The following is a 20085-nucleotide window of genomic DNA, read 5'->3' on the forward strand; positions in this document are numbered from 1 at the left end:
GCCAGGTCCGGCGTTTGGCGGCTTAGTTGGCCTTCAACGGCTTGGCCGCACCTGCCAGCAGGAGGGCCAGGAGGATCGGGGCAAGGATTGCCAGCAGCGCATGATGAATTCCGGTGAGATCCCCCAGGTAACCCAGCAGGGGAGGACCTGCAAGGAAGGAGATGTATCCCAAGGTGGACACCACGGAGACACGGGCTGCGGCGTGCCGGGGGTCGTCGGCTGCAGCGGACATGCCCATCGGAAAGGCCAGAGCTGCCCCGATGCCCCAGAGTGCGGCACCCACCGCGGCCAGCCAGGCATTGCCTGCCAGCACGAAGAGGCACAGCCCTGCTGCAGCGGCGGCCATACTGGCCCGCAGGACGGCAACGCGGCCGTACTTGTCAATGACCCGGCCGCCCAGGAAGCGCATTGCCGTCATGGCCAGGACAAAGAGGGCAAACATCAGGGCGCCTGTGGATTCGGATGTACCCAGGCCATCCACTGATGCCTTGGCAATCCAGTCGTTGCCCGCGCCTTCGGTCAGGGTGGCTCCGAGGACAACCACGCCAATGAGAACGGTCCTGCTGTCCCGCCAGGCGGACGGGCCTTTGACCGCTTTGGTGCCTTCAGCGGGGGCCGGTAGGGCGATGTGTGGGAGGAAGTAGCGGGGCGCGGTCATGGTTACCAGCAGCACAATGCCCACGATGACCAGCAGGTGCAGCGGCAGGTCAACGCCGAGATTGGACAACGCGGCACCAATGAGGGCACCAACAAAAGCGCCGCCGCTGAAGGCAGCGTGGAACTGCGGCATGATGGTGCGCCGCAGCTTATGTTCCACGTCGGCCCCTTCGATGTTCTGCGACACGTCCCACAGGCCGATGGCGATTCCGAAGAAGAACAGGGAAACGGCGGTGCCGGGGATGGACGCGATGGACAACGAGAGCGCAATTCCCACGCCCGCGGCCGAAGCAAGCAGCCCGCCCAGGCGAACGGTGTTCGCCGTACCGAGCCGGCCAACCACCCATCCGGCGGTGGGCAGCGCGAGCAGCGAGCCGATGGCAGTACACAGAAGAAGAGTTCCCATTTGCCCGGAGGTGATCTGCAGCGTTTGGGTGACTGCGGGAATCCTGGCCGCCCAGCTGGCGAACACCAGCCCGTTGATGCCGAAGACAATAAATGTGGCGGCCGCAGCTGCCTTAAGTCCCGCCTGTTGTTCCGTGCCGGTATTTATGCTCATACGTTCACTACTTCCACAGAGTTTTCGTCAAGTCGTCGTCGTTCGTCCAGGCTGAACTGTTTGTCCGTGACCATGATGTCCACACGGTCAAGGCTGGCCACCAGGGCCCTGGCATGTGCTTCCCATTTCGCTGCTGCGGCCGCCACCACTACCCGGGACGCTGATTCGAGCCCGGCCCTTTTCACCGCCGCATCCTCCAGGTCATGGGCAAGGAGCCCGTCCTTGAGTTCCACGGCGCAGGGTGTCACCACTGCCGTGTCGAAACGGAGCGAGCGGATGTTGGATTCCGCCAGCGGGCCCCGGAAACACAGTTCGGCAGGTACCAGGCTTCCCCCCGGCAGCAGCAGGGTGGGGCGGTTTCCCGCTGTGGCTTCCTCCGCCACAAGCACGTTGAGCGACCGCAGCGACATCGGCATCAGGGTCACGTCCCGCCCGGCCAGCGCCCGGGCCACCTCAGTGGCGGTGCTTCCGCTGTCCAGCCACACATGCTCCCGGTCCCGGAGCAGGCCGGCCACGGCCGCGGCAATGCGCTTCTTGGTGTCCTGGTCCTCCAGCTCCCGCTGCCCATAGCCGGGGTTTTCGCCATGGCCTATGAGGCTGCGCGCCCCGCCATGGACCCGGCGAAGCACCCCGTTGGCGGCGAGGACTTCCAGGTCGCGACGGATGGTCGCCCCGGAGGCGTCGCAGGCAACCGTCAGTTCCTCGACCGAGACTTCCCGGCGGCTCCGGAGCAATTCGGCAATGGTGCGGTGCCGCTCGTCCGTCTTCATGATCAAAATGATAACAATCTTTGATCATTTGCTCATGTTTGTGGTCAGCGGACGCGCTCCACACGTTTCTCGTCCCACACCGGCTCGTCGGATTCGTAGACCTTGCCGTCGGACCCGAACACCAGGAACCGGTCGAAGGTCCGGGCGAACCAGCGATCGTGCGTGACGGCCAGGACGGTGCCTTCGAAATGGTCGATGGCCCGCTCCAGCGCCTCTGCTGAGTGCAGGTCCAGGTTGTCGGTAGGTTCGTCGAGGAGCAGCAGCGTGGCGCCGCTGAGCTGCAGGAGCAGGATCTGGAACCTTGCCTGCTGTCCGCCGGACAGGGATTCGTACTTCTGCTCCGATTGGCCGGCCAGACCGTACCCGTCCAATGCACCGGCTGCCGCCTCCCTGCCCAGCCCCGACCGGTGCTCGTCACCGCGGTGCAGGATTTCCAGCAGCGTCTTGCCCAGCAGGTCGGGCCGGACGTGCGTCTGGGCAAAAAACCCGGGGCGGATACGTGCCCCGAGCTTCACGGTGCCCTCGTGCGGCACCTCGGCAATCTCAACATCGGATACCGGCAGGTGCTCCCGCTCCGGGTCCGTGCCGCCGGTCGCCAGCAGCCGGAGGAAGTGCGATTTGCCCGAGCCGTTGGATCCCAGGACGCCCACGCGGTCGCCGAACCACACTTCCGTGGAGAACGGCTTCATCAGCCCGGTCAGCTCCAGCTTCTCGGCAACGATGGCGCGCTTGGCGGTGCGGCCGCCCTTGAGCCGCATCTGCACGTTCTGTTCAATGGGCAGTGCCTCGGGCGGGCCGATCTCCAGGAACTTCGCCAGCCGGGTCTGGGCCGCATGGTACCGGTTGGCCATATCGGAGCGGAATGCGGCCTTGTTCTTGTACATGTTGACGAGTTCCTTGAGCTTGACGTGCTCCTCGTCCCACCGCTTGCGCAGTTCCTCGAAGCGGGCGTTCCGGTCCGCCCGCGCGTCAACGTAGGAGCCGAAACCTCCGCCGTGGATCCAGGCTCCGGCGCCGTTGATGCCCGGCTCAAGCGTCACGATGCGGCCGGCGGCATTGTTCAGCAGTTCCCGGTCGTGGCTGATGAAGAAGACCGTCTTCCTGGATTCGTTAAGCTTGTCTTCCAACCAGCGCTTGCCGGGAACGTCCAGGTAGTTGTCCGGTTCGTCGAGCAGCAGCAGGTCATCCGGGCCGGCAAAGAGCGCCTCCAGGACCAGCCGCTTCTGCTCACCGCCGGACAGGCTCGACGCCGGGCGGTGCTGGGCGCGGTCAAAGGGAAGTCCCAGCGCGGCCATGCAGACTTCATCCCACACGGTCTCCACGTCATAGCCGCCGGCATCCCCCCAGTCCACGATCGCCTGGGCGTAGCGCATCTGGCTTGGCTCGTCGTCGTGCTCCACCATGGCAAGTTCGGCCTCGTCAACCTCGCGGGCAGCGGCGGCGAGGGCAGGCGGCGCGGCGGAAACCAGCAGGTCGCGCACGGTTGAGTCATCGCGGACCTGCCCCACGAACTGGCGCATGATGCCCATGTTCCCGGACCGGCCGATGACGCCCTCATCGGGAACCAGGTCTCCGGCGATGATCCGGAAGAGGGTGGTCTTGCCTGTACCGTTCGGGCCGATGAGGGCAGTTTTGGTGCCGTCCGGAACCTTGAAGGTCACTCCATTGAGCAGCTGCGTGCCGTCGGAGAGGAAATAATCGATACCGGAAACGTCAATATGGGCCACGTACTCCATCTTCCCACGGCGCACGGCCCAGTCTTCGGTCCGGATCTGCGGGCACCCGGCCTGCAGATCCGGACGAAAACCCTAGCCGGCAGCGGTGAGGAACTTCTGCAGGAGCGGGCCGGAGGTTGTTGCGCCCAGTCCGCCGTCCTCCACAAAGACAGCGACGGCGAGGTCGCCATGGACGGCCACGATCCAGGCGTGCGTCTTGGGCGGGTTCTCGTTGCCGAACTCAGCCGTGCCGGTCTTGGCTCCCACGGGTGCGCCGGGGACGCTGGAAAGGAAACCCGCATGCCCGGAGGTCACCACGGCGCGCATCATGTCCGCCAGCTTCGTCGCCTCCTCCGCTGTGATGGGATTGCCGGGTGCCTGGGAGGGCGCTTCAGCACTGGCGGTGGCTGAGGGCTGGGCAGACGGAGCAGAGGCGCCGCTCGTGGTTCCCGCTGCGGCAGCGCCGGCGTCGGGATTCAGGACAAGCTGCGGGGCAACCGGGGCGCCCTTGGCAACCGAACCGGCCATCATCGCAGCGGCCAGCGGAGACAGCAGTACCTTGCCCTGGCCGATCATGGAAGCCGCGTGCTCGGTACCGGCGGCCTCACCGGGGACTGACCCCAGGAAGGCATCAGCGCCGAGGGTGGGCGCTTCGACAGCGATGCCCATGGCCAGGGCCGCTGCTTCAAGCTGCCCCTGGGAAACCTTCTCCCGTGCAGCAATGAAAGCAGTGTTGCAGGAGTGCGCGAAGGCATCCCGCAGCGTCACCGAACCCAGTGAACTCTCCGGATACCCCTCAGAGTTCTTGAAGGTACGCCCTTCCACGTTCAAGGTGGGCGTGCACTCAACCTTGGAGTCGGGGGTCATACCGTTGCGGAACATCGCCAGCGAGTCCACCATCTTGAAGATCGAACCAGGGGCGTACTGGCCCAGCATCGCCGTGTTGTAACCGTTGCTTCCCGGCCCCGACGCTGCAGCCAGGACAGCACCGCTGGAGGGACGGAGGGCCACTATCGCGGAGGCAGGTCCCACGCCTTCCAGAGTGCTCTCCGCCAGCGATTGCAGCGTGGGATCCAACGTCGTCTTCAACGGTGTTCCAGGGGTGGGCTTCACCTCAAAGAGCACGCGCCGCGGATCCGTGGCGGCGGACTGGATCTGTTCCCGTGTCAGGTCCGCGCGCTGGGCACGGATAACGACGGCGTCCGTCCCCCTGAGCTGTTCGTCGTACTGTTGCTGCAGTCCGCCGATGCCGGTGACATCACCGGACGTCAGCTCACCCTCGGATGCTTCGATCTGCTCGGCCGTGGCTTCGGCGACGGACCCGAGCACGGCCCGGGCAAAGGTGCGGCTGGGAGCAAGCGGCATGGATGCAGGGATGGCACGCGCTCCCGGGATGGCCGCAATCTGTTCGTTGCTGATGGTGCGGCCTTCATCACGGAGCGTGATCGCCGAGACAAAGGCTTCGGCGCCGGAAGCCTGGACCTGCTGGGTATAGGCCGCGGGATCCACCCCCACGAGGGCTGCGAGCTTGCCGGCGGAGTCAGCCGGATCTGCCCCGCCCAGTTGCGGCTTGTCGATCCCCACATTAACCACGGGCCGGTACGTCACCAGGGGCACGTCACCGGCACCCAGGATGTCCGCCCGCTGGGGTGACTGCGAGCCTTTAGTGAGGATCTCAGTGTCAGCCAGGCCCGGTGCCAGAGTGGCCGAATCCCAGACGGTAAGCCACTTGTCCCCGGACTTCTTGAATGCGGCGGAGACCGTGTACTTCCACTCGGCACCACCGAAGTTCCAGGTGTAGTTCAGCGGCGCTGAAGCTTTGTCGCCGTCGAGCGTGAGCTCGCCGGCTTCCACCGCAGGCTTCTGGGGATCCAGAGCGGCAAAAACGCTTTTCAGCTGATCATTGGCGGCTGCGGAGTCCTTGCCCTCGAAGGGGACCGCCCCGACGTCGAGCCCGGACACTGCTGTGGCGAACTGCTTGGCGGCGGCTTCGGCGCCGCTCCTGCCGTCATCGCAAGCCACGAGCGATGTTCCAAGAATGAGGGCAGCGACGCCCAAAGACAGTTTTGTAGATATCCCCATGGCGCCATTATCCCCCGGTTTACGAGGCCGTTTTGCCATCCGGCACGTGACCGTCACGGGGGATGTCATTGATTCGGCAGACTACGGTGCGTCCAGCCCCAACAGCGGGACGTCCAGGCCAAATATGTCCTGAAGTGCATGCTTGGAGGCGTGGTAGCCGGGCATGCCCGTGACCCCGGGACCCGGAGGGGTGGAGGACGAACAAAGGTAGACGCCGTGCAGGGGCGTCCGCCAGGGCACCGGGGACACCACGGGCCGCTGGACAAGGTTCAGCAAGTCCATGGCTCCGGCGCTGAAATCCCCGCCGACGTAGTTCCTGTTGTACTCGGCCAGCCCAGCGGCCGTGATGGCCTTCGATTCCACCACCAGGTCACGGAAGCCCGGCGCAAACCGCTCCAACTGGGCTGTTACGGCTTCCGTCATGTCCCTCGTGGACCCCGCGGGGACATGGCAGTAAGCCCACAGCGTGTGGTGGCCGGCGGGGGCGCGGCTTGGATCGAACCGGGACTGCTGGGCCACCAGCACGTAGGGCCGTTCCGGGTGCTTTCCGGCGTTGACGTCGTTCTCGGCGCGGGCAACTTCTGCCCGGGTGCCGCCCAGGTGGACGGTTCCGGCGTCGGCCAGCTCCGGTGCTGTCCACGGGACCGGCCCGGAGAGGATGAAGTCGACTTTGCATGAGCCATTCCCGTACCTGAAGGACTCCAGTGCTGCCCGGTAGCGGGTGGGAAGTGCGTGGCCTGCCAGGTTCAGCAGTCCCTGCGGAGCCACGTTCAACAAGGTGGCGCGTGCCGGGGGAAGATCGTTGAGCCGGTCGATCGGAGCCTCGGTGTGGATGACGCCACCGTGGGCGGTGAGGTCCTGGGCCATGGCCGCAGCGATGGAAGCTGATCCGCCTTCCGGAATGGGCCAACCCCCTGCATGCCCCAGCGCCCCCAGCATCAGCCCCCCGCCGGAGGCAGCCAGCGACGGCTGGTGGGAGATGGCATGGGCCGCCACCCCCGAGAGCAAGGCGGGAGCCAGTTCCTCCCGGAACCGGGCGTTCCATAGCCCGGATCCCTGCTCCAGGGTCCTCAGCCCGAAGATGCCCGCCGCGAAGGGGTTGCGGGGGAGGCGGAGGAGCTGGTTCTGGGTGAAGTCCATGACGTCGTCGATCCTCTGGACGAGGGGTGACATCAGGCGCCGGTAGGCCTCGCCGTCGCGGCCCAGCCCCTCGGCTGTCCGGTCCAGCGACCGATAGGCCAGGGCAGCCCTTCCGCCGTCCAGCGGGGAGGCGTAGGACAGCTCCGGGGTGATCAGGTTTACCCGGCGGAACAGTTCAAAGGACTTAAAAAACGGGGACGCTACTGCCATCGGATGCACGGCCGAGCAGATATCGTGGAAGTGCCCCGGCTGCATCAGTTCGCTGGTACGGGTGCCGCCGCCGATCGTTGAGCCAGCCTCGAAGAGTTCCACCGACAGGCCGGCGCGGGCCATCACAACGGCGGCTGCCAGTCCGTTCGGGCCTGCGCCCACCACCGCAACATCAGGCATTGGCCCCCGCTTTCCATGGCAGTACAGATCGGGAGGAGCCTCCAAGGCTTAACCGGAACCGGTCAGGCGCGCCGGCGAAGGGGCCGCCATGCGGATCGTCCAAGTGGTGCCGCCGGATGGGATCGTAGTCCGGCTTGAAGATGTCCCAGGTCACGCGCAGCATCAGGTAGCCCACCGCGGCCATGTGCGCAGCCACGGCAAGGACGTAGTACGGCATATCCAGGTTGTGCTGGGAAGAGCCTGCGCTGGTCACCTGTCCAAGGTACATCCACACTGCTGCCCAATGCAGTCCTTCGATGCCCTGCCAGATCAGGAATTCACGCCACCGTGGCCGCGCCAGCGCGAGCAGCGGGATCAGCCACACTACAAACTGCGGCGAGTAGACCTTGCCCGTGAGGATGAACGCCGCCACGATCAGGAAGGCCAGCTGGGCCAACCGGGGACGCCGCGGGGCAGCCAGGGCGACGGCTGCAATGGCTGCGCAGCACAGCAGAAAGAGGCCGGGAGACAAGAGGTCGACGGCGGCCGGGCTAAGTTGCGTCCAGTGCAGCCGGTCTGCCACGAGGTTGTAGGCGAACCACGGGGAGCTGTACCCGGCATCACGGTCGGCGCTGAACTGGAAAAAGTAGATCCAGCCGGCGGGGTTGGCCACGGCGAAGGGAAGGTTCGCGGCAAGCCACGAGCCTGCGGCCGCCCCCGTCGTAACGAGCAGGGGACGGAACCGTCCGGTGCGGAGGGCAAGGATCACGATGGCGCCCAGTACCAGCAGCGGATAAAACTTCGTGGCCGTTCCCAGTCCAATGAAGACGCCGGCAATCACCAGCCGTTCCCGCGAGAAGAAGTACATGCCCAGGGCGAGCAGGGCCACGGCCCACAAATCCCAGTTGATGGTGCCGGCCAGCACGATGCCGGGGGCAAGTGCCACCATGGCGGCATCCCAGGGACGCCGGCTGGTCATCCGTGCCGTAGCCAGCACCGCCACCACGGTGACCGCGGCGAGCAGGGCGACGTTGATATCGAAGTAGGCAAGCTCGCGCGCGTCCGATACTCCGGTCCCGGGAACCAGCCAGGCTGTCACTCCGGCAATCAGGGCGGTAAGGACCGGGTATTCAAAGTGGCTTCCGGAACCGAGGACGGGAAAGGTTCCGTCTGCCATTCCCCGGTTCCGGAACAGCTCCGGAAAGTCCGAGTAGCAAGTGGCGTAGAACTGTGTGGGGGATTCCCAGCCGTTGACCCGGCAATAGCCCTTGACCAGGATCCCTGTGAGGGCTGCCAGGACCGTCAGCACTATCAGGACGCGTTCAACGGTGAAGATCCCGGGGGAGACGATGCCGGGCGCAGATCGCGACCCAAGGGGGCCGCCGATGGCTTCGGTGAAGTTGCGCAGGAGGACGTCACTGCGGCTGGGGACCACCAGGCGGGACCGCCCTTGATGCTCCGGCGGCTGGTTCTCCTGCATGCCCACGAGCTTACCGTTGCCGGGCAGAACGAAAGGGACGAGGCAAGGAGCCCACGCGCCGCCGCGTGGGCTCCTCCACCGCATGGAAGTGCCTCATTGGTTCTCCTGGGGGCAACCGGCCGGGGGTCAGCGGAGACCCCCCATCTGCTGGTGCATCAGGACGAACACGTCCTCCCGCTGCTTTTCCAGCAGCGGACGGTTGAGTTGCCGCCGGCTGATCCGCCTGCCTCGTGCGGGAAGCAGGAACTGTTGAAGTTTCTTTATCATGCGATCACCTCCTTTTCGAATTGATGGGCCCGCAAAATGGGCGCGACAATTAGGCCCCCTTCGCACCGCGGGTACAGGCGAATTCGGGCGCAGAAATGCACGGAAATAGGCAAGGGTGTTTAAGCGCCGGAAAGGCCACTAAAAGCGCTGGGACTGGAATCTGATAAGAAGCAGCAGCAATGGCTAAAGACGGCGCTTTATCCGTGATGAATGGAGTGGACGCACCGGCACAGTAACCTGTGTGCGCAACAGCAGCTGCCTGGCGCCGGTTTCAGGGCCGGCAGGGTGGGCGCAGGCTAGGAGCCGGCATAACCCCTGAACGGGCGCGCAAAAGCATCACAGGCCGGGGGCGCGGTGACGGTTGTCTTCCATCCGCTAGTCAAAGTAATCATTTCCCCAACCTCCTTTTCTGCTCTGCCGTTGCTCATGCAGACCGCGTGAATCAACGTGCGCCGTGACCCCGGCAAGAGGCTCTGGGGTCAGGAATAAAGCTACACCACACTTGTGGTGCGTGACCAGCTAATTCCCGGTACTTCTCAAAAAGATTTATAAATTCCCGCTAAAGGCCCCAACGGACAATTGCCGGGGTCCTCTTATCCCACCCCAGGGTGCACACTTTCGCGGTGCCAAGAATAAAGTGACGTCCTTCGGCAGGAGGGAGCTCAAGCCAGCGGGCTGTCAGGATCCGCGAGAAGTGCCCGTGGGCCACGATCAGCACATTGTCCATGCCGGATTCAAGGACACGGCCGATGATCTTGTCCGCCCTCGCCGCCACCTCGTCGAGGGTCTCGCCGTTGGGCACCCCGTGCGTCCAGATGAGGTAATCCGGGTTGTCCTTACGAATCAGGTCCGAACTGATGCCTTCGTAGTCGCCGTAGTTCCATTCCACCGCGAGCGGTTCGTGCTGGGCATCGGGAAAGCCCGCGAGTTCGGCCGTACGCCGTGCACGCCGCAGCGGTGATGTCAGGACCAGGTCGAAATCGACGGGGTCCAGCACCTTGCGGGCCTCCACGGCCTGCTGCTCGCCTTCCACAGTCAGGGGCAGGTCAGTGAGCCCGGTGTACTGCCCGCTCTTGGACCACTCGGTCTCACCGTGGCGCAGGATCCAGAGCTGCGGACGGGGGGCTAGCGCTGGATTGGTCACTTGGACTCCTTAGGGGAGAGGTCGACGCCGGCAGGAGAGGTTCCAGCCCCGGTTCCGGCAGGTGCTGATTCAGGCTGTTCGGCCCACCAGCGAAGGAGCTTGGCCTCCGCTTCTTCGACGGGCAGGGGGCCGTGTTCCATCCGCTCGTTGAGCAGGAACTTGTAGGCCCGGCCCACAACGGGCCCGGGCTTGATATCCAGCAGGGCCATGATGCGGGCACCGTCCAGGTCAGGCCGCACGGCATCCAGCGATTCCTGCTCCCGCAGTGTTGCGATGCGGGATTCGAGGTCGTCGTAGGCGAAGGCCAGCCGCTCGGCCTTGCGCTGGTTCCGGGTGGTGACGTCCGAGCGGGTCAGCCGGTGCAGCCGTTCCAGCAGTGGCCCGGCATCCGTGACGTAGCGGCGGACTGCGGAATCGCTCCAGCCGGCGTCACCGTACCCGTAGAAGCGCATGTGGAGTTCCACCAGGCGGGCAACCGCCTTGATGGTGTCGTTGTCGAACCGGAGCGCCTTCATCCGCTTGGTGGTGAGTTTGGCACCCACCATGTCGTGATGACGGAAGCTCACCGCGCCGCCCGGTTCAAAACGCCGCGTCGCCGGTTTGCCGACGTCGTGCATCAACGCTGCGAAACGCAGCACAAAGTCCGGCGCCGGCACGGGCCCTGCTGCGTCAGTTTCGAGTTCCGCTGCCTGCTCCAGCACCTGCAGCGAGTGCTGGTAGACGTCCTTGTGGCGGTGGTGTTCATCCGCTTCGAGGCGCAGGGCGGAGACTTCGGGGAGCACGAACTCGGCCAGTCCCGTTTCCACCAGCAGGTCAATGCCCACCCGTGGACGGGCCCCGCAGATGAGCTTGACCAGTTCATCCCGCACCCGCTCGGCGGAGATGATGGTGATGCGTTCGGCCATCTGCGTCATGGCCCGCCGCACGTCGTCGTGGACCGAGACGCCCAACTGGGCGGCGAACCGGGCCGCGCGCATCATCCGCAGGGGATCATCGGAGAAGGATGCTTCAGGGGCGCCCGGCGTAGCCAACAGGGAGGCGTGCAGGTGCTTCACCCCGCCGAACGGGTCCACCAGTTCCAAGGACGGCAGTTTGAGGGCCATGGCATTGATGGTGAAGTCCCGCCGGAGCAGGTCGTCAGTGAGGGAGGAACCGAAGGCCACCACGGGCTTGCGGGATTCAGGATCGTACGCCTCGGCCCGGTAGGTGGTGATCTCGATCTGGAATCCGGCCTTACGCATTCCGATGGTGCCGAAGGCGCGGCCGATCTCCCAGTAGTTGTCCGCCCACCTCTTGATAAGGGCCACCGTCTGGTCCGGGGTTGCGTCTGTGGTGAAGTCCAGATCGGGGGAGGTCCTGCCCAGGAAAAGGTCACGCACAGGACCGCCCACCAGCGACAGTTCATGGCCGGCGTCCACAAAGCGCTGGCCGAGCTCCAGGACCACCGGGTCCACCTGGAAATCGACGGTGTGGGATTCAGTCTTGTGATGTACGTGCGCCATAGTTACTTAAGCTTGTCAGAAACCAGCGGCCCCGCAGGCCAAAATACTGTCAAGATCCTGCTGATTATGTCCGCCGCCGGCAAAGCGCGTCATATGCCGTCCATGTTGATGTCATGTTCCGGTCATCACGAACGGGCAACAGTCGTTAGAGTGGACTCCATGGCCCATCCCGTACCGAGCGCTCCAGGCAGAAGGACAAACGCACCGTTGCCGTCGGCAATCGGTGCGCACGTTGCGCCTGCCCCGCATTCGGCGCCGGCCTCGCTGCCCACGGTGGAGGAGGTTTCCGCCGGCGGCGTTGTAGTGGACACGTCCGACGCCGAACTGCGGGTTGCGATTATCGCCCGCCTTAACCGCGGCGGCCGTTTGGAGTGGTGCCTGCCCAAGGGGCATCCGGAGGGCAAGGAAAACAACGAGCAGGCAGCGGTCCGCGAGATCGCCGAGGAAACGGGTATTGAGGGAGATATCCTCGCCCCGCTGGGAAGTATCGACTACTGGTTCACCGTCAGCGGCCACCGGGTCCACAAAACGGTTCACCACTACCTCCTCCGGGCCACCGGCGGCGAGCTGACCATCGAAAACGATCCGGACCAGGAAGCTGTGGACGTGGCCTGGGTTCCCATCCAGGAATTGGCCCGCAAACTGTCCTTCCCCAATGAGCGCCGCATCGCCGACCTGGCCCGGGAAGTCCTTCCCGAACACCTGTAAGGCCGCACCGCGTGCCTGCAGTGCAGCCATAGGCCGCTGCGGGTGAGACGATGAACTCGATGTCAGCTTCCAACTTTCCTTCCGACAGGTCCAGCCGGCCCGATGACGCGGCGCCCGATGGCGTCCCTCCGGAGCCGGCCGCACCGGACGTTGCCCAGCCCGCCCCTGCAGGTGCAAGCGAAACCCGGTCCAGCGCCATCATGGCCGCAGGGACACTGGTGTCGCGTTTCCTGGGCTTCGGCAAGACCTGGATGCTGGGGACGGCCCTGGGCCTCGGCTCCACGGTCAACGACACCTTCATCAACGCCAACAACCTTCCCAACCTGATCTTCCTGCTGGTGGCCGGCGGTGTCTTCAACGCTGTCCTGGTTCCCCAAATCATCAAGGCAAGCAAGGCGCCTGACAGGGGAGCGGACTACATCAGCCGGCTGCTGACGCTGGCGGTCCTGCTCCTGCTGGGGCTGACAGCCCTCGTGACGCTGGCGGCACCGTGGGTCATCGAACTCACCACGCAGGGGTACTCGCCGCAGCAAAAGGCGCTGGCAGTAACCTTTGCTTTCTGGTGCCTGCCCCAGATCTTCTTCTACGGCCTCTACGCCCTCCTAACCCAAATCCTGAATGCCAACGGGGCGTTCGGGCCTGCCATGTGGGCGCCCATCCTTAACAACCTGGTGGCCATCGCCGGGCTGGGCATGTTCATCTGGATCTTCGGCACCAACGAATTCAGTCCCCATACCCTGGCCAATTGGGGCGACACCCAAACCCTGTTTGTGGCAGGTTTCTCCACCATCGGCGTGGTGTCCCAGACTGCCATCCTGATGATCCCGGTGATCCGGCTGAAGCTGGGGCTCCGGCCGCGGTTCGGCTGGCGCGGCGTAGGACTGGGCCAGGCAGCCAAGCTGAGCGTCTGGACGCTCCTGACGGCCGCCGTCGGGCAGCTCGCCTTCCTGTACGTCATGCGCATCGCCACCATTCCCGGTGCGGAACGTATCCGGCTGCAGCAGGCGGGGGATCCAGCTGCGGAAATGCTCCCGGGCAACGCGGTATTGGAGGTGGCCAGCCAGCTGTACCTGCTGCCGCACTCCATCATTGCCCTGTCCCTGGCCACAGTCCTGTTCAACCGGATGACGCATGCGTCCCAGGACGGCAACCGGGCCGAACTGCGTGACGCACTCTCACACGGCCTGCGGACCATGGCAGTTGCCACCGTTTTCGGAGCCCTCGCCCTCTTCGCCCTCGCGGGGCCGCTGGGCATGTTCTTCTCCGGAGGGGACCGGCAGGACGGCGTGATGCTGGCCCAGACCTTGACCATCCTCGCGCTCAGCACCCCGTTCATGAGCGCCAACTTCATGATGTCGCGCGTTTTCTACGCCTATGAAGACGCACGCACCCCGTTCCACATCCAACTGCTGCTCGCCGTTGTGTACGTGGCTGGTGCTTTTGCCATCCAGTTCCTGCCCGTCAACCAGATCATCTACGCCGTCGCCGTCCTTTACATGGTGGGCAACATCCTCTCGGTGGTCATCAGCGCGTACTTCCTGCGCCGCCTCCTGGGCCACCTGGACGGGCCGCGGATCGCCAATTCCTACATCCGCATGGGCTACGCAGCGCTGGGATCCGCCATCGCAGCTGCCGGGGCGCTCTGGCTCATGGGCAGCTACAGCCCGGACGGTTTCGCCTGGCAGAACCGGCTCACGGCGTTGATCACGGTGGTCGTAGTGGGCCCCGTCATGTTGGTGGCCTATTTCTTCCTGCTCAAGTTGTTCCGGGTGTCTGAACTGCGGGACCTGCTGCAACCGCTCCTGGGACGGCTGGGGCGGAGGGCACCGGCCGCAGCTTCCGGGGAAGATGGGGCACCGCCGTCGGGCTCTTCAGCCGGTGAGCCCTCCGGAGACCCCCGGCCACCTGCGCCGGAGCGCGCCACCACGGCCGTGGATACCGGGCTCATTCCCCGGATCTCCGGCGAGTTCGATGCTGCCTCCTTCCGTGCCGGGCCGGCTCCCCGGGAGGCTGCCCGCCAGCAACCGGCCGACGGCGGCACCAGCCATTCCGGCGGCGGGTACCTTCCCGGCGAGGACCAGCCGAGCACCGCACGGGGAGGCTTGCTGCGTGAGCAGATTCCGCTGCCCGGCCGCCGCACCTTCCAGGGGAAGGCCGGAGAGAACCCATATTTCAAGCGGCGCCGGCCGCGGAAAAAGTAGTCCTTCGGCGGTTTGCGGCCCGCTGTGTCGCGGGTCCGATGGGCTCAATCGGCTAGGATCGAAAGGGAAACAGGGGTAGTTGCATTCAAGGGCCAGCCTCGTTGCGGCCCCTGAACGGTGGTTGCATCATCCAAGCCGGCAATACCGGACAGTCTAGGAGGAACACGTGTCCAACCCGATCGATGTCGGATCAGTACTGGGCGGCCGCTACAAGGTCACAGCCACAGTATTGGCCTCGCACGACCACGATCTGGTGCTGGATGGTGTGGACCAGGTACTTAACCGTCCCGTCAGCATCCTGGTTGCCGGACCTGACAACACCGAGCAGGTGGCCCAAAGCGCCCGCGAAGTAGCCACCGGTGAGCGTCCCGGCAACGTCCAGGTACTGGATCTTGGGGTGACCGAGGCTGCGACGTACCTCATCACCAACCACACCTCCGCAGCCGACCTCCTGGATCTGGTGGTGGCCTCCAACCCGCCGTACGTGGAACCTTTTTTCACGGACACCCTGGGAAGCGAAATCTTTGGCCAGCCCCGCTCACGTGAGCCTGAGCCGTACGACGACGAGGAAAACGTCGACGCCGGCTACATCAACTACTCGGATACGCACCCGAGCCAGGTTGATCCCTACCGTTCGGCGCCGGTAGTGCCGCCCAAGCTGCCGGCACGTCCTGCGGCAACGCCCGCCGCGGGACGCAAGCCCTCAGGCTCGTCCATCCTGGGCGCCACGGCAGCCGGCACTGGTTCTTCGAGCGGCTCCGGCCGCACCAGTGGACCGTCGACGCAGTCCGAGGAGGCGGTGACCGCCAGTTTCACCCCCAATCCCCAAAGCCATGAGACACCCAGGTCTGGGAAGCCGAAGGTCTCCCTGTGGTCCGAGGACGACTACGCCAACGCCGGTGACCAGGACGGGTATGACGACGCTCCGGTAGAAGAAGAGCCCCGGTCCGCAAAGAAAAAGTCGCCCGTGTTCGCGCGCGCAGCAGCAGCCCCGGCCGCCGCTGCGGGTCCTTCTTCGGGTGCTTCCTACGCTGGCAAGGACGACTACGATGATGACGACCGGGATGCCCCGGAACGTGAGCCCCGCTCCATGCGCTGGCTGGTGGGCGGGCTCCTGGCCGTGGTCCTGATTGCCGGGCTTGTGTTTGCCGTGACCAACCTTGGCAGCCTCTTCTCATCGCAGCCGCAGGCCAATCCGACTGCTGCCGGCACGAACACCAGCGCTCCCGAAGGGTCGTCCGCGCCAACCCAGGCCCAGACGTCTGCGCCGCCCGTCGTACCGCCCGCCATCGAAGGGGTCACCCGTCAGGGCGCCTTCGACTTTGCGGCAACGTTTGACGGGGACCTGGTGAAGGCTTACGACGGTAACGCGGCCAGCTATTGGTCGGACATGGAATTCGCCAGTGAAAACTGGGGAGGACTTGCTCCCCAAGGCGTACCTCTCGTGGTCAAGCTGAAGAGCCCTGCCACCATCTCTTCCATCACGCTTACCCAGCTTGGCGGCTCCGGTGGAAATATCACGGTGTACACCAACGACAAGCCGTCCATTGACGGGGCCAAGGCGGTTGGAACGAACAGCTTCACCTCCACCGACCTGAACATTCCGCTGGCAGAGCCCGTGCAGGCGCAGTACGTCATCGTTTCCATCAATTCGCTTCCACGCCTTGCAGCTCCCAAGACCCGCTATGGGTACGGCCTTCGTTTGGCGGAGATCAAGGTCCAGTAGCCTGCGGATGTGCTTGCCGGCCACCGTTTTTAGGTGACGCCGGTGAAGCGCGCGGCTTGTGAATGGTATCGCCTGAAGTCAGGGGCAGCCGGGGTTGAGGACCTGCGGCATTTGGGTTGGCCGCGGGACGGTAATCTGGAAAAAGCGCCTTACGGAGTCGGATTTGTGCTGCCTGCCGCCATTTCTCTGTGTTCGGGCGCCGGAATATTCAGCCCGCAGTATCAGTTGTGCCATGTGGCCGGCCTCCAAGGCGGGGCACGTCTAATAAGGAAGAGGTTCACCGTCCAGTGACCATCGCAGAAAACACCACGTCGGATGTACGTGATGTCATCATCGTCGGCTCCGGACCGGCCGGTTACACGGCTGCCGTCTACACCGCTCGTGCCGACCTGAAGCCCCTGATGCTGGCGGGTTCCGTCACCGCCGGTGGCGAACTGATGAACACCACCGATGTGGAGAACTTCCCGGGCTTCCCGGAAGGCATTATGGGACCGGACCTGATGGAGAACTTCGAGAAACAGGCTGCACGCTTCGGCACAGAGATCCAGTTCGAGGACGTGACGTCGCTGCAGCTCGACGGACCCGTCAAAAAGGTCACCATTGCCACGGGGGAAACCTTCCAAGCAAAAGCAGTGATCCTCTCCACGGGTTCGGCATACCGCGAGCTCGGCCTGCCCAACGAAAAGCGGCTGTCAGGGCACGGCGTAAGCTGGTGCGCAACCTGTGACGGTTTCTTCTTCAAGGATCAGGATATTGCGGTGATCGGCGGGGGCGACTCTGCCATGGAGGAAGCCCTGTTCCTTACCAAGTTCGCGAAATCTGTAACGGTTGTCCACCGGCGGGATTCCCTGAAGGCCTCCAAGATTATGGCCGATCGCGCACTGGCACACGAGAAGATCAACTTCATCTGGAACAGCACCGTTGAAGACGTCATTGGCGAGAACAAGGTCACCGGCCTGAAGGTGAAGAACCTGGTTGATGGATCCATTTCCGATCTCGCCGTCACCGGAGTTTTCGTTGCTATCGGTAACGACCCCCGGACTGACCTCGTCAAGGATGTCCTGGAACTGACGCCCGAGGGCACCATTGCCGTCCAGGGGAGGAGCTCCAAGACCAGCCTGCCGGGTGTCTTTGCTGCCGGTGACGTCGTAGACCCCACGTACCGCCAGGCCATCACTGCCTCAGGTTCGGGCTGTGTGGCTGCCATTGACGTTGAGCACTATCTCGCAGACCTGCACGCATAAACCGTCAACACTACTGAAGAGAGACAAGGTTATGAGCAACGCAAAAGATGTAACGGATGCTAGTTTCGGCACGGACGTATTGTCCTCTGACAAGCCGGTTATTGTTGATTTCTGGGCTGAATGGTGCGGCCCCTGCCGTAAGCTCGGCCCCATCCTCGACGAAATCTCCGTGGAGTACAGCGAGAAGGTTGACGTCGTGAAGCTGAACGTCGACGATAACCCCGGTATCGCTGCCGAATACGGCATCACTTCGATTCCTGCCGTTTATTTGTTCCAGGGCGGCGAAGTAAAGAGCACGGTCATCGGCGCCAAGCCCAAGCAATTCTTTGAAAAGGAATTCGCAGACGTTCTCTCCTAGGAACACTGGTTTGTTGGAGGTCCAACAAGGCCGACGGTGGCCACCGCTCGTTTGAGCGGTGGCCATTTTTGTACCCGCTTGAAACCGCATGGAGTTCTCGAAAAGGGGTCCGCAACTCATTGTTGACGCTGCGTGGCTGACCGCACGATGCCCGACACCGGGGAGCGTAGCTAGCGCGTTGCGTCTATTCTTCGCCCTCCACGCTTGGCCATGCACATCGATCTTGGCATCATGGTCTGCACGTCCCTTTCGACAATCGTGGACCGCTTGGAACCCGGAGGCGGACTGTTTCACGTGAAACAGGGGGCGAACTGGTGCTACATCCTCGGAGCTTCGCCTTAACGTAAATTTACGCAGAGAAGGGTGCACTCGGTGAGAACTAGCGGCAGCCGCCAGCAACTCTCCCACACTCGCGACACACGAAACTTTGCCGCCGCGTGCACTCAGAATCGATCCCTGTTCTGATCCAGCCGGCCTTGGTCGACCAGTCAGCGCACATCCTTGTGCGTTACTCTAATCCGGCGATAGCCCGAAGCTTGTGAAACTCAGCCACTCTTTCGCTGTGCAACTACCCTCTCGCTGCATATCTATTGATGCTGGCATCTTGGGCAGTTCTCTCTACAAGGAACGTATCTAGTCACGCCACCGATAGGGTTCTAGTGGCAGGCGAGCACGAGGCGTGGGCGAGCAGGATCGAGGCCGGCGCCTCGCACCGCTACGGCACCCATGTAGTTCTTTCTGATGAAGCCGCGCACGTTTCACGTGAAACAAGACCTCCGGGTGCGTCCGTAGGCATCAGCAATGGCCTTGCAAGCGGGACACCCCTACTCAAGGGTCCCGCTTGATCCACCCAGACAAGCTCGCTTACGCTCAGCGCGGCATCGGAGGCGGCGCGAACGATGCATTTGGCAGCTACTAGCCGTTCCGGCCAGTAGTTGGTTCACGGAATACGATCCGATCTGGTGATAAGTCCTGCTGAGCCGGAAGGCTGCTCTCTCGGTCCAAACCCTTTAACCACTCACTGGATGTAGATCGACGGATAAACGTCCACCACCAAAATGCAGCGGCGGTCAATTTCCCGCTGCGCCACAAGCAGGCGCCTGCCCAGTACCGTCCCTCCACACGAATACCTGCATGAGACCTATGCGCCCCATGCCTGACCCCACTCACCGAAGTGTTTGCTGTTCGGCTAGTAGCGGAGCATGCTCTTGGTCGCCACGGCGACGGGACCCAGGGCGCCTTCCCAAGCTCGCATGTGGACTCCTGTCCGGTTCAGCAAGACGGGTGACGCCGTCACAATGGACCTCGCAGTACCAGGAGAGAGGGGGCGGACTTCAAGATCAGGCGGCCCTATAGAACCAGCGTCGTGTTTCACGTGAAACACGGTACTAAGCGCACGGCACACGGCACCTCCAAGCCGCTCGTTTAGGGCACAGGCAGTCCCGAGGTCCACGAGGGGAGACACCGGAAGGCGCGTTCCAAGATTCGAGCGCTAATCCGAGCACCCCCTCTACGGTCGGCTAAGACTAGAGTTACGAGGTGCACGTGCAGCTATGGTCAAACGCCGGACAACTTGTAAGTAGACTTTCAAACTAACCGCTCCTACCCTTGCACTGAATCAATCACGGTGATGAGAGCCATCTATCAGCTATTGCGGGCAGTCAGAGAGCCAGCAATCAGAAGGCTCCTCAAGATCACTGCGGCCCTCCAGGAAGCGACACCGTAGAGGCCATGCCCGGTCCTGATGGGAGAAGCAGTGAACGGACTTGAATCCGTGATAGCCGGGCTCAAGAGACTAGGCCCTCAATTAGTGGCCGCCTACCCAGGGCCGGCATCAAGACCACGAGACAGCGCGGGCCTATCAGCAGCTGAATCCAGCGCACCGGTTCAGCATTGGCGGTCCCTCATTCCTGCGGACTTAGTCAGCGTCCAGCCCAACCGGGACCATGGCGTCGAAGTCCATCCGGATCGCGAGGTTCAAGGCAGCGGCTGAGTCGTTAGTAAACTGGACACTTCCCAGTGCAGGACATGGTAGCCGTGGTGGATTTGGACTTACTCCCGGTAGCCAGAAGCGCATCACGGGCCGCTGTTCCACGAATTTGCTGGCTGGACGTACACGCATCATTGGCGAGCAGTACGATTCGATGTCTGCGATGAACATCG

The 20085-nt window shown here is 63.8% G+C and carries 14 protein-coding genes; 5 read left to right on the top strand and 9 right to left on the bottom strand.

Annotated elements, in window-relative coordinates; all coding sequences use genetic code 11:
- Positions 1–22: 22 nt before the first annotated feature.
- The 9 genes from AC5RVY_RS13500 to AC5RVY_RS13540 form a co-directional block, all read right to left on the bottom strand.
- Positions 23–1216 carry an MFS transporter gene (locus AC5RVY_RS13500; protein ID WP_493955221.1) on the bottom strand — a complete coding sequence of 398 codons (1194 nt, stop codon included), beginning with the start codon at positions 1214–1216 and terminating at the stop codon, positions 23–25.
- Positions 1213–1986, bottom strand: a complete 774-nt coding sequence (locus AC5RVY_RS13505; RefSeq protein WP_493955222.1) for a DeoR/GlpR family DNA-binding transcription regulator — start codon at positions 1984–1986, stop codon at positions 1213–1215. The genes AC5RVY_RS13500 and AC5RVY_RS13505 overlap by 4 nt, the downstream gene beginning before the upstream one ends.
- Positions 1987–2030: 44 nt before the next feature.
- Positions 2031–3713, bottom strand: coding sequence for an ABC-F family ATP-binding cassette domain-containing protein (locus AC5RVY_RS13510; protein ID WP_493955223.1), 1683 nt, complete (start codon positions 3711–3713; stop codon positions 2031–2033).
- 81 nt (positions 3714–3794) lie between these two features.
- Positions 3795–5783: a penicillin-binding transpeptidase domain-containing protein gene (locus AC5RVY_RS13515; protein WP_493955224.1), complete on the bottom strand. Its 1989-nt coding sequence runs from the start codon at positions 5781–5783 to the stop codon at positions 3795–3797.
- An 81-nt stretch (positions 5784–5864) separates the two neighbouring features.
- Positions 5865–7313, bottom strand: a complete 1449-nt coding sequence (locus AC5RVY_RS13520) for a phytoene desaturase family protein (RefSeq protein ID WP_493955225.1) — start codon at positions 7311–7313, stop codon at positions 5865–5867.
- Positions 7306–8772, bottom strand: a complete 1467-nt coding sequence (locus AC5RVY_RS13525; RefSeq protein WP_493955226.1) for a glycosyltransferase family 87 protein — start codon at positions 8770–8772, stop codon at positions 7306–7308. The genes AC5RVY_RS13520 and AC5RVY_RS13525 overlap by 8 nt, the downstream gene beginning before the upstream one ends.
- A 126-nt stretch (positions 8773–8898) precedes the next feature.
- Positions 8899–9039 carry a hypothetical protein gene (locus tag AC5RVY_RS13530; protein WP_493955227.1) on the bottom strand — a complete coding sequence of 47 codons (141 nt, stop codon included), beginning with the start codon at positions 9037–9039 and terminating at the stop codon, positions 8899–8901.
- 559 nt (positions 9040–9598) lie between these two features.
- Positions 9599–10183 carry a histidine phosphatase family protein gene (locus AC5RVY_RS13535; RefSeq protein ID WP_050057129.1) on the bottom strand — a complete coding sequence of 195 codons (585 nt, stop codon included), beginning with the start codon at positions 10181–10183 and terminating at the stop codon, positions 9599–9601.
- Positions 10180–11685, bottom strand: coding sequence for a CCA tRNA nucleotidyltransferase (locus AC5RVY_RS13540; RefSeq protein WP_493955228.1), 1506 nt, complete (start codon positions 11683–11685; stop codon positions 10180–10182). The genes AC5RVY_RS13535 and AC5RVY_RS13540 overlap by 4 nt, the downstream gene beginning before the upstream one ends.
- A 207-nt stretch (positions 11686–11892) precedes the next feature.
- Between AC5RVY_RS13540 and AC5RVY_RS13545 the strand changes: the two genes are divergently transcribed.
- From AC5RVY_RS13545 to trxA, 5 genes are all read left to right on the top strand, one after another.
- Positions 11893–12393, top strand: coding sequence for an NUDIX hydrolase (locus AC5RVY_RS13545; RefSeq protein ID WP_091419389.1), 501 nt, complete (start codon positions 11893–11895; stop codon positions 12391–12393).
- 59 nt (positions 12394–12452) lie between these two features.
- On the top strand, positions 12453–14594 hold the full coding sequence (murJ, locus tag AC5RVY_RS13550) for a murein biosynthesis integral membrane protein MurJ (RefSeq protein WP_493955229.1): 2142 nt from the start codon (positions 12453–12455) through the stop codon (positions 14592–14594).
- 166 nt (positions 14595–14760) lie between these two features.
- Positions 14761–16320, top strand: coding sequence for a discoidin domain-containing protein (locus AC5RVY_RS13555; protein WP_493955230.1), 1560 nt, complete (start codon positions 14761–14763; stop codon positions 16318–16320).
- A 287-nt stretch (positions 16321–16607) separates the two neighbouring features.
- Entirely contained in the window at positions 16608–17564 is a 957-nt protein-coding gene (gene trxB, locus AC5RVY_RS13560; RefSeq protein WP_493955231.1) for a thioredoxin-disulfide reductase, read from the top strand.
- 31 nt (positions 17565–17595) lie between these two features.
- On the top strand, positions 17596–17922 hold the full coding sequence (gene trxA, locus AC5RVY_RS13565) for a thioredoxin (protein WP_104043843.1): 327 nt from the start codon (positions 17596–17598) through the stop codon (positions 17920–17922).
- The last annotated feature ends 2163 nt before the right edge of the window (positions 17923–20085 follow it).

The sequence above is a fragment of the Arthrobacter sp. Ha26 genome, from assembly GCF_059091705.1.

Bases quoted from the DNA above. Each gene is read 5' to 3' on its own strand.
- AC5RVY_RS13520 (WP_493955225.1), bottom strand. From the start codon at position 7,313: ATGCCTGATGTTGCGGTGGTGGGCGCAGGCCCGAACGGACTGGCAGCC.
- AC5RVY_RS13500 (WP_493955221.1), bottom strand. From the start codon at position 1,216: ATGAGCATAAATACCGGCACGGAACAACAGGCGGGACTTAAGGCAGCT.
- AC5RVY_RS13505 (WP_493955222.1), bottom strand. From the start codon at position 1,986: ATGAAGACGGACGAGCGGCACCGCACCATTGCCGAATTGCTCCGGAGC.
- AC5RVY_RS13525 (WP_493955226.1), bottom strand. From the start codon at position 8,772: ATGCAGGAGAACCAGCCGCCGGAGCATCAAGGGCGGTCCCGCCTGGTG.
- AC5RVY_RS13540 (WP_493955228.1), bottom strand. From the start codon at position 11,685: ATGGCGCACGTACATCACAAGACTGAATCCCACACCGTCGATTTCCAG.
- trxA (WP_104043843.1), top strand. From the start codon at position 17,596: ATGAGCAACGCAAAAGATGTAACGGATGCTAGTTTCGGCACGGACGTA.
- AC5RVY_RS13515 (WP_493955224.1), bottom strand. From the start codon at position 5,783: ATGGGGATATCTACAAAACTGTCTTTGGGCGTCGCTGCCCTCATTCTT.
- murJ (WP_493955229.1), top strand. From the start codon at position 12,453: ATGTCAGCTTCCAACTTTCCTTCCGACAGGTCCAGCCGGCCCGATGAC.
- AC5RVY_RS13530 (WP_493955227.1), bottom strand. From the start codon at position 9,039: ATGATAAAGAAACTTCAACAGTTCCTGCTTCCCGCACGAGGCAGGCGG.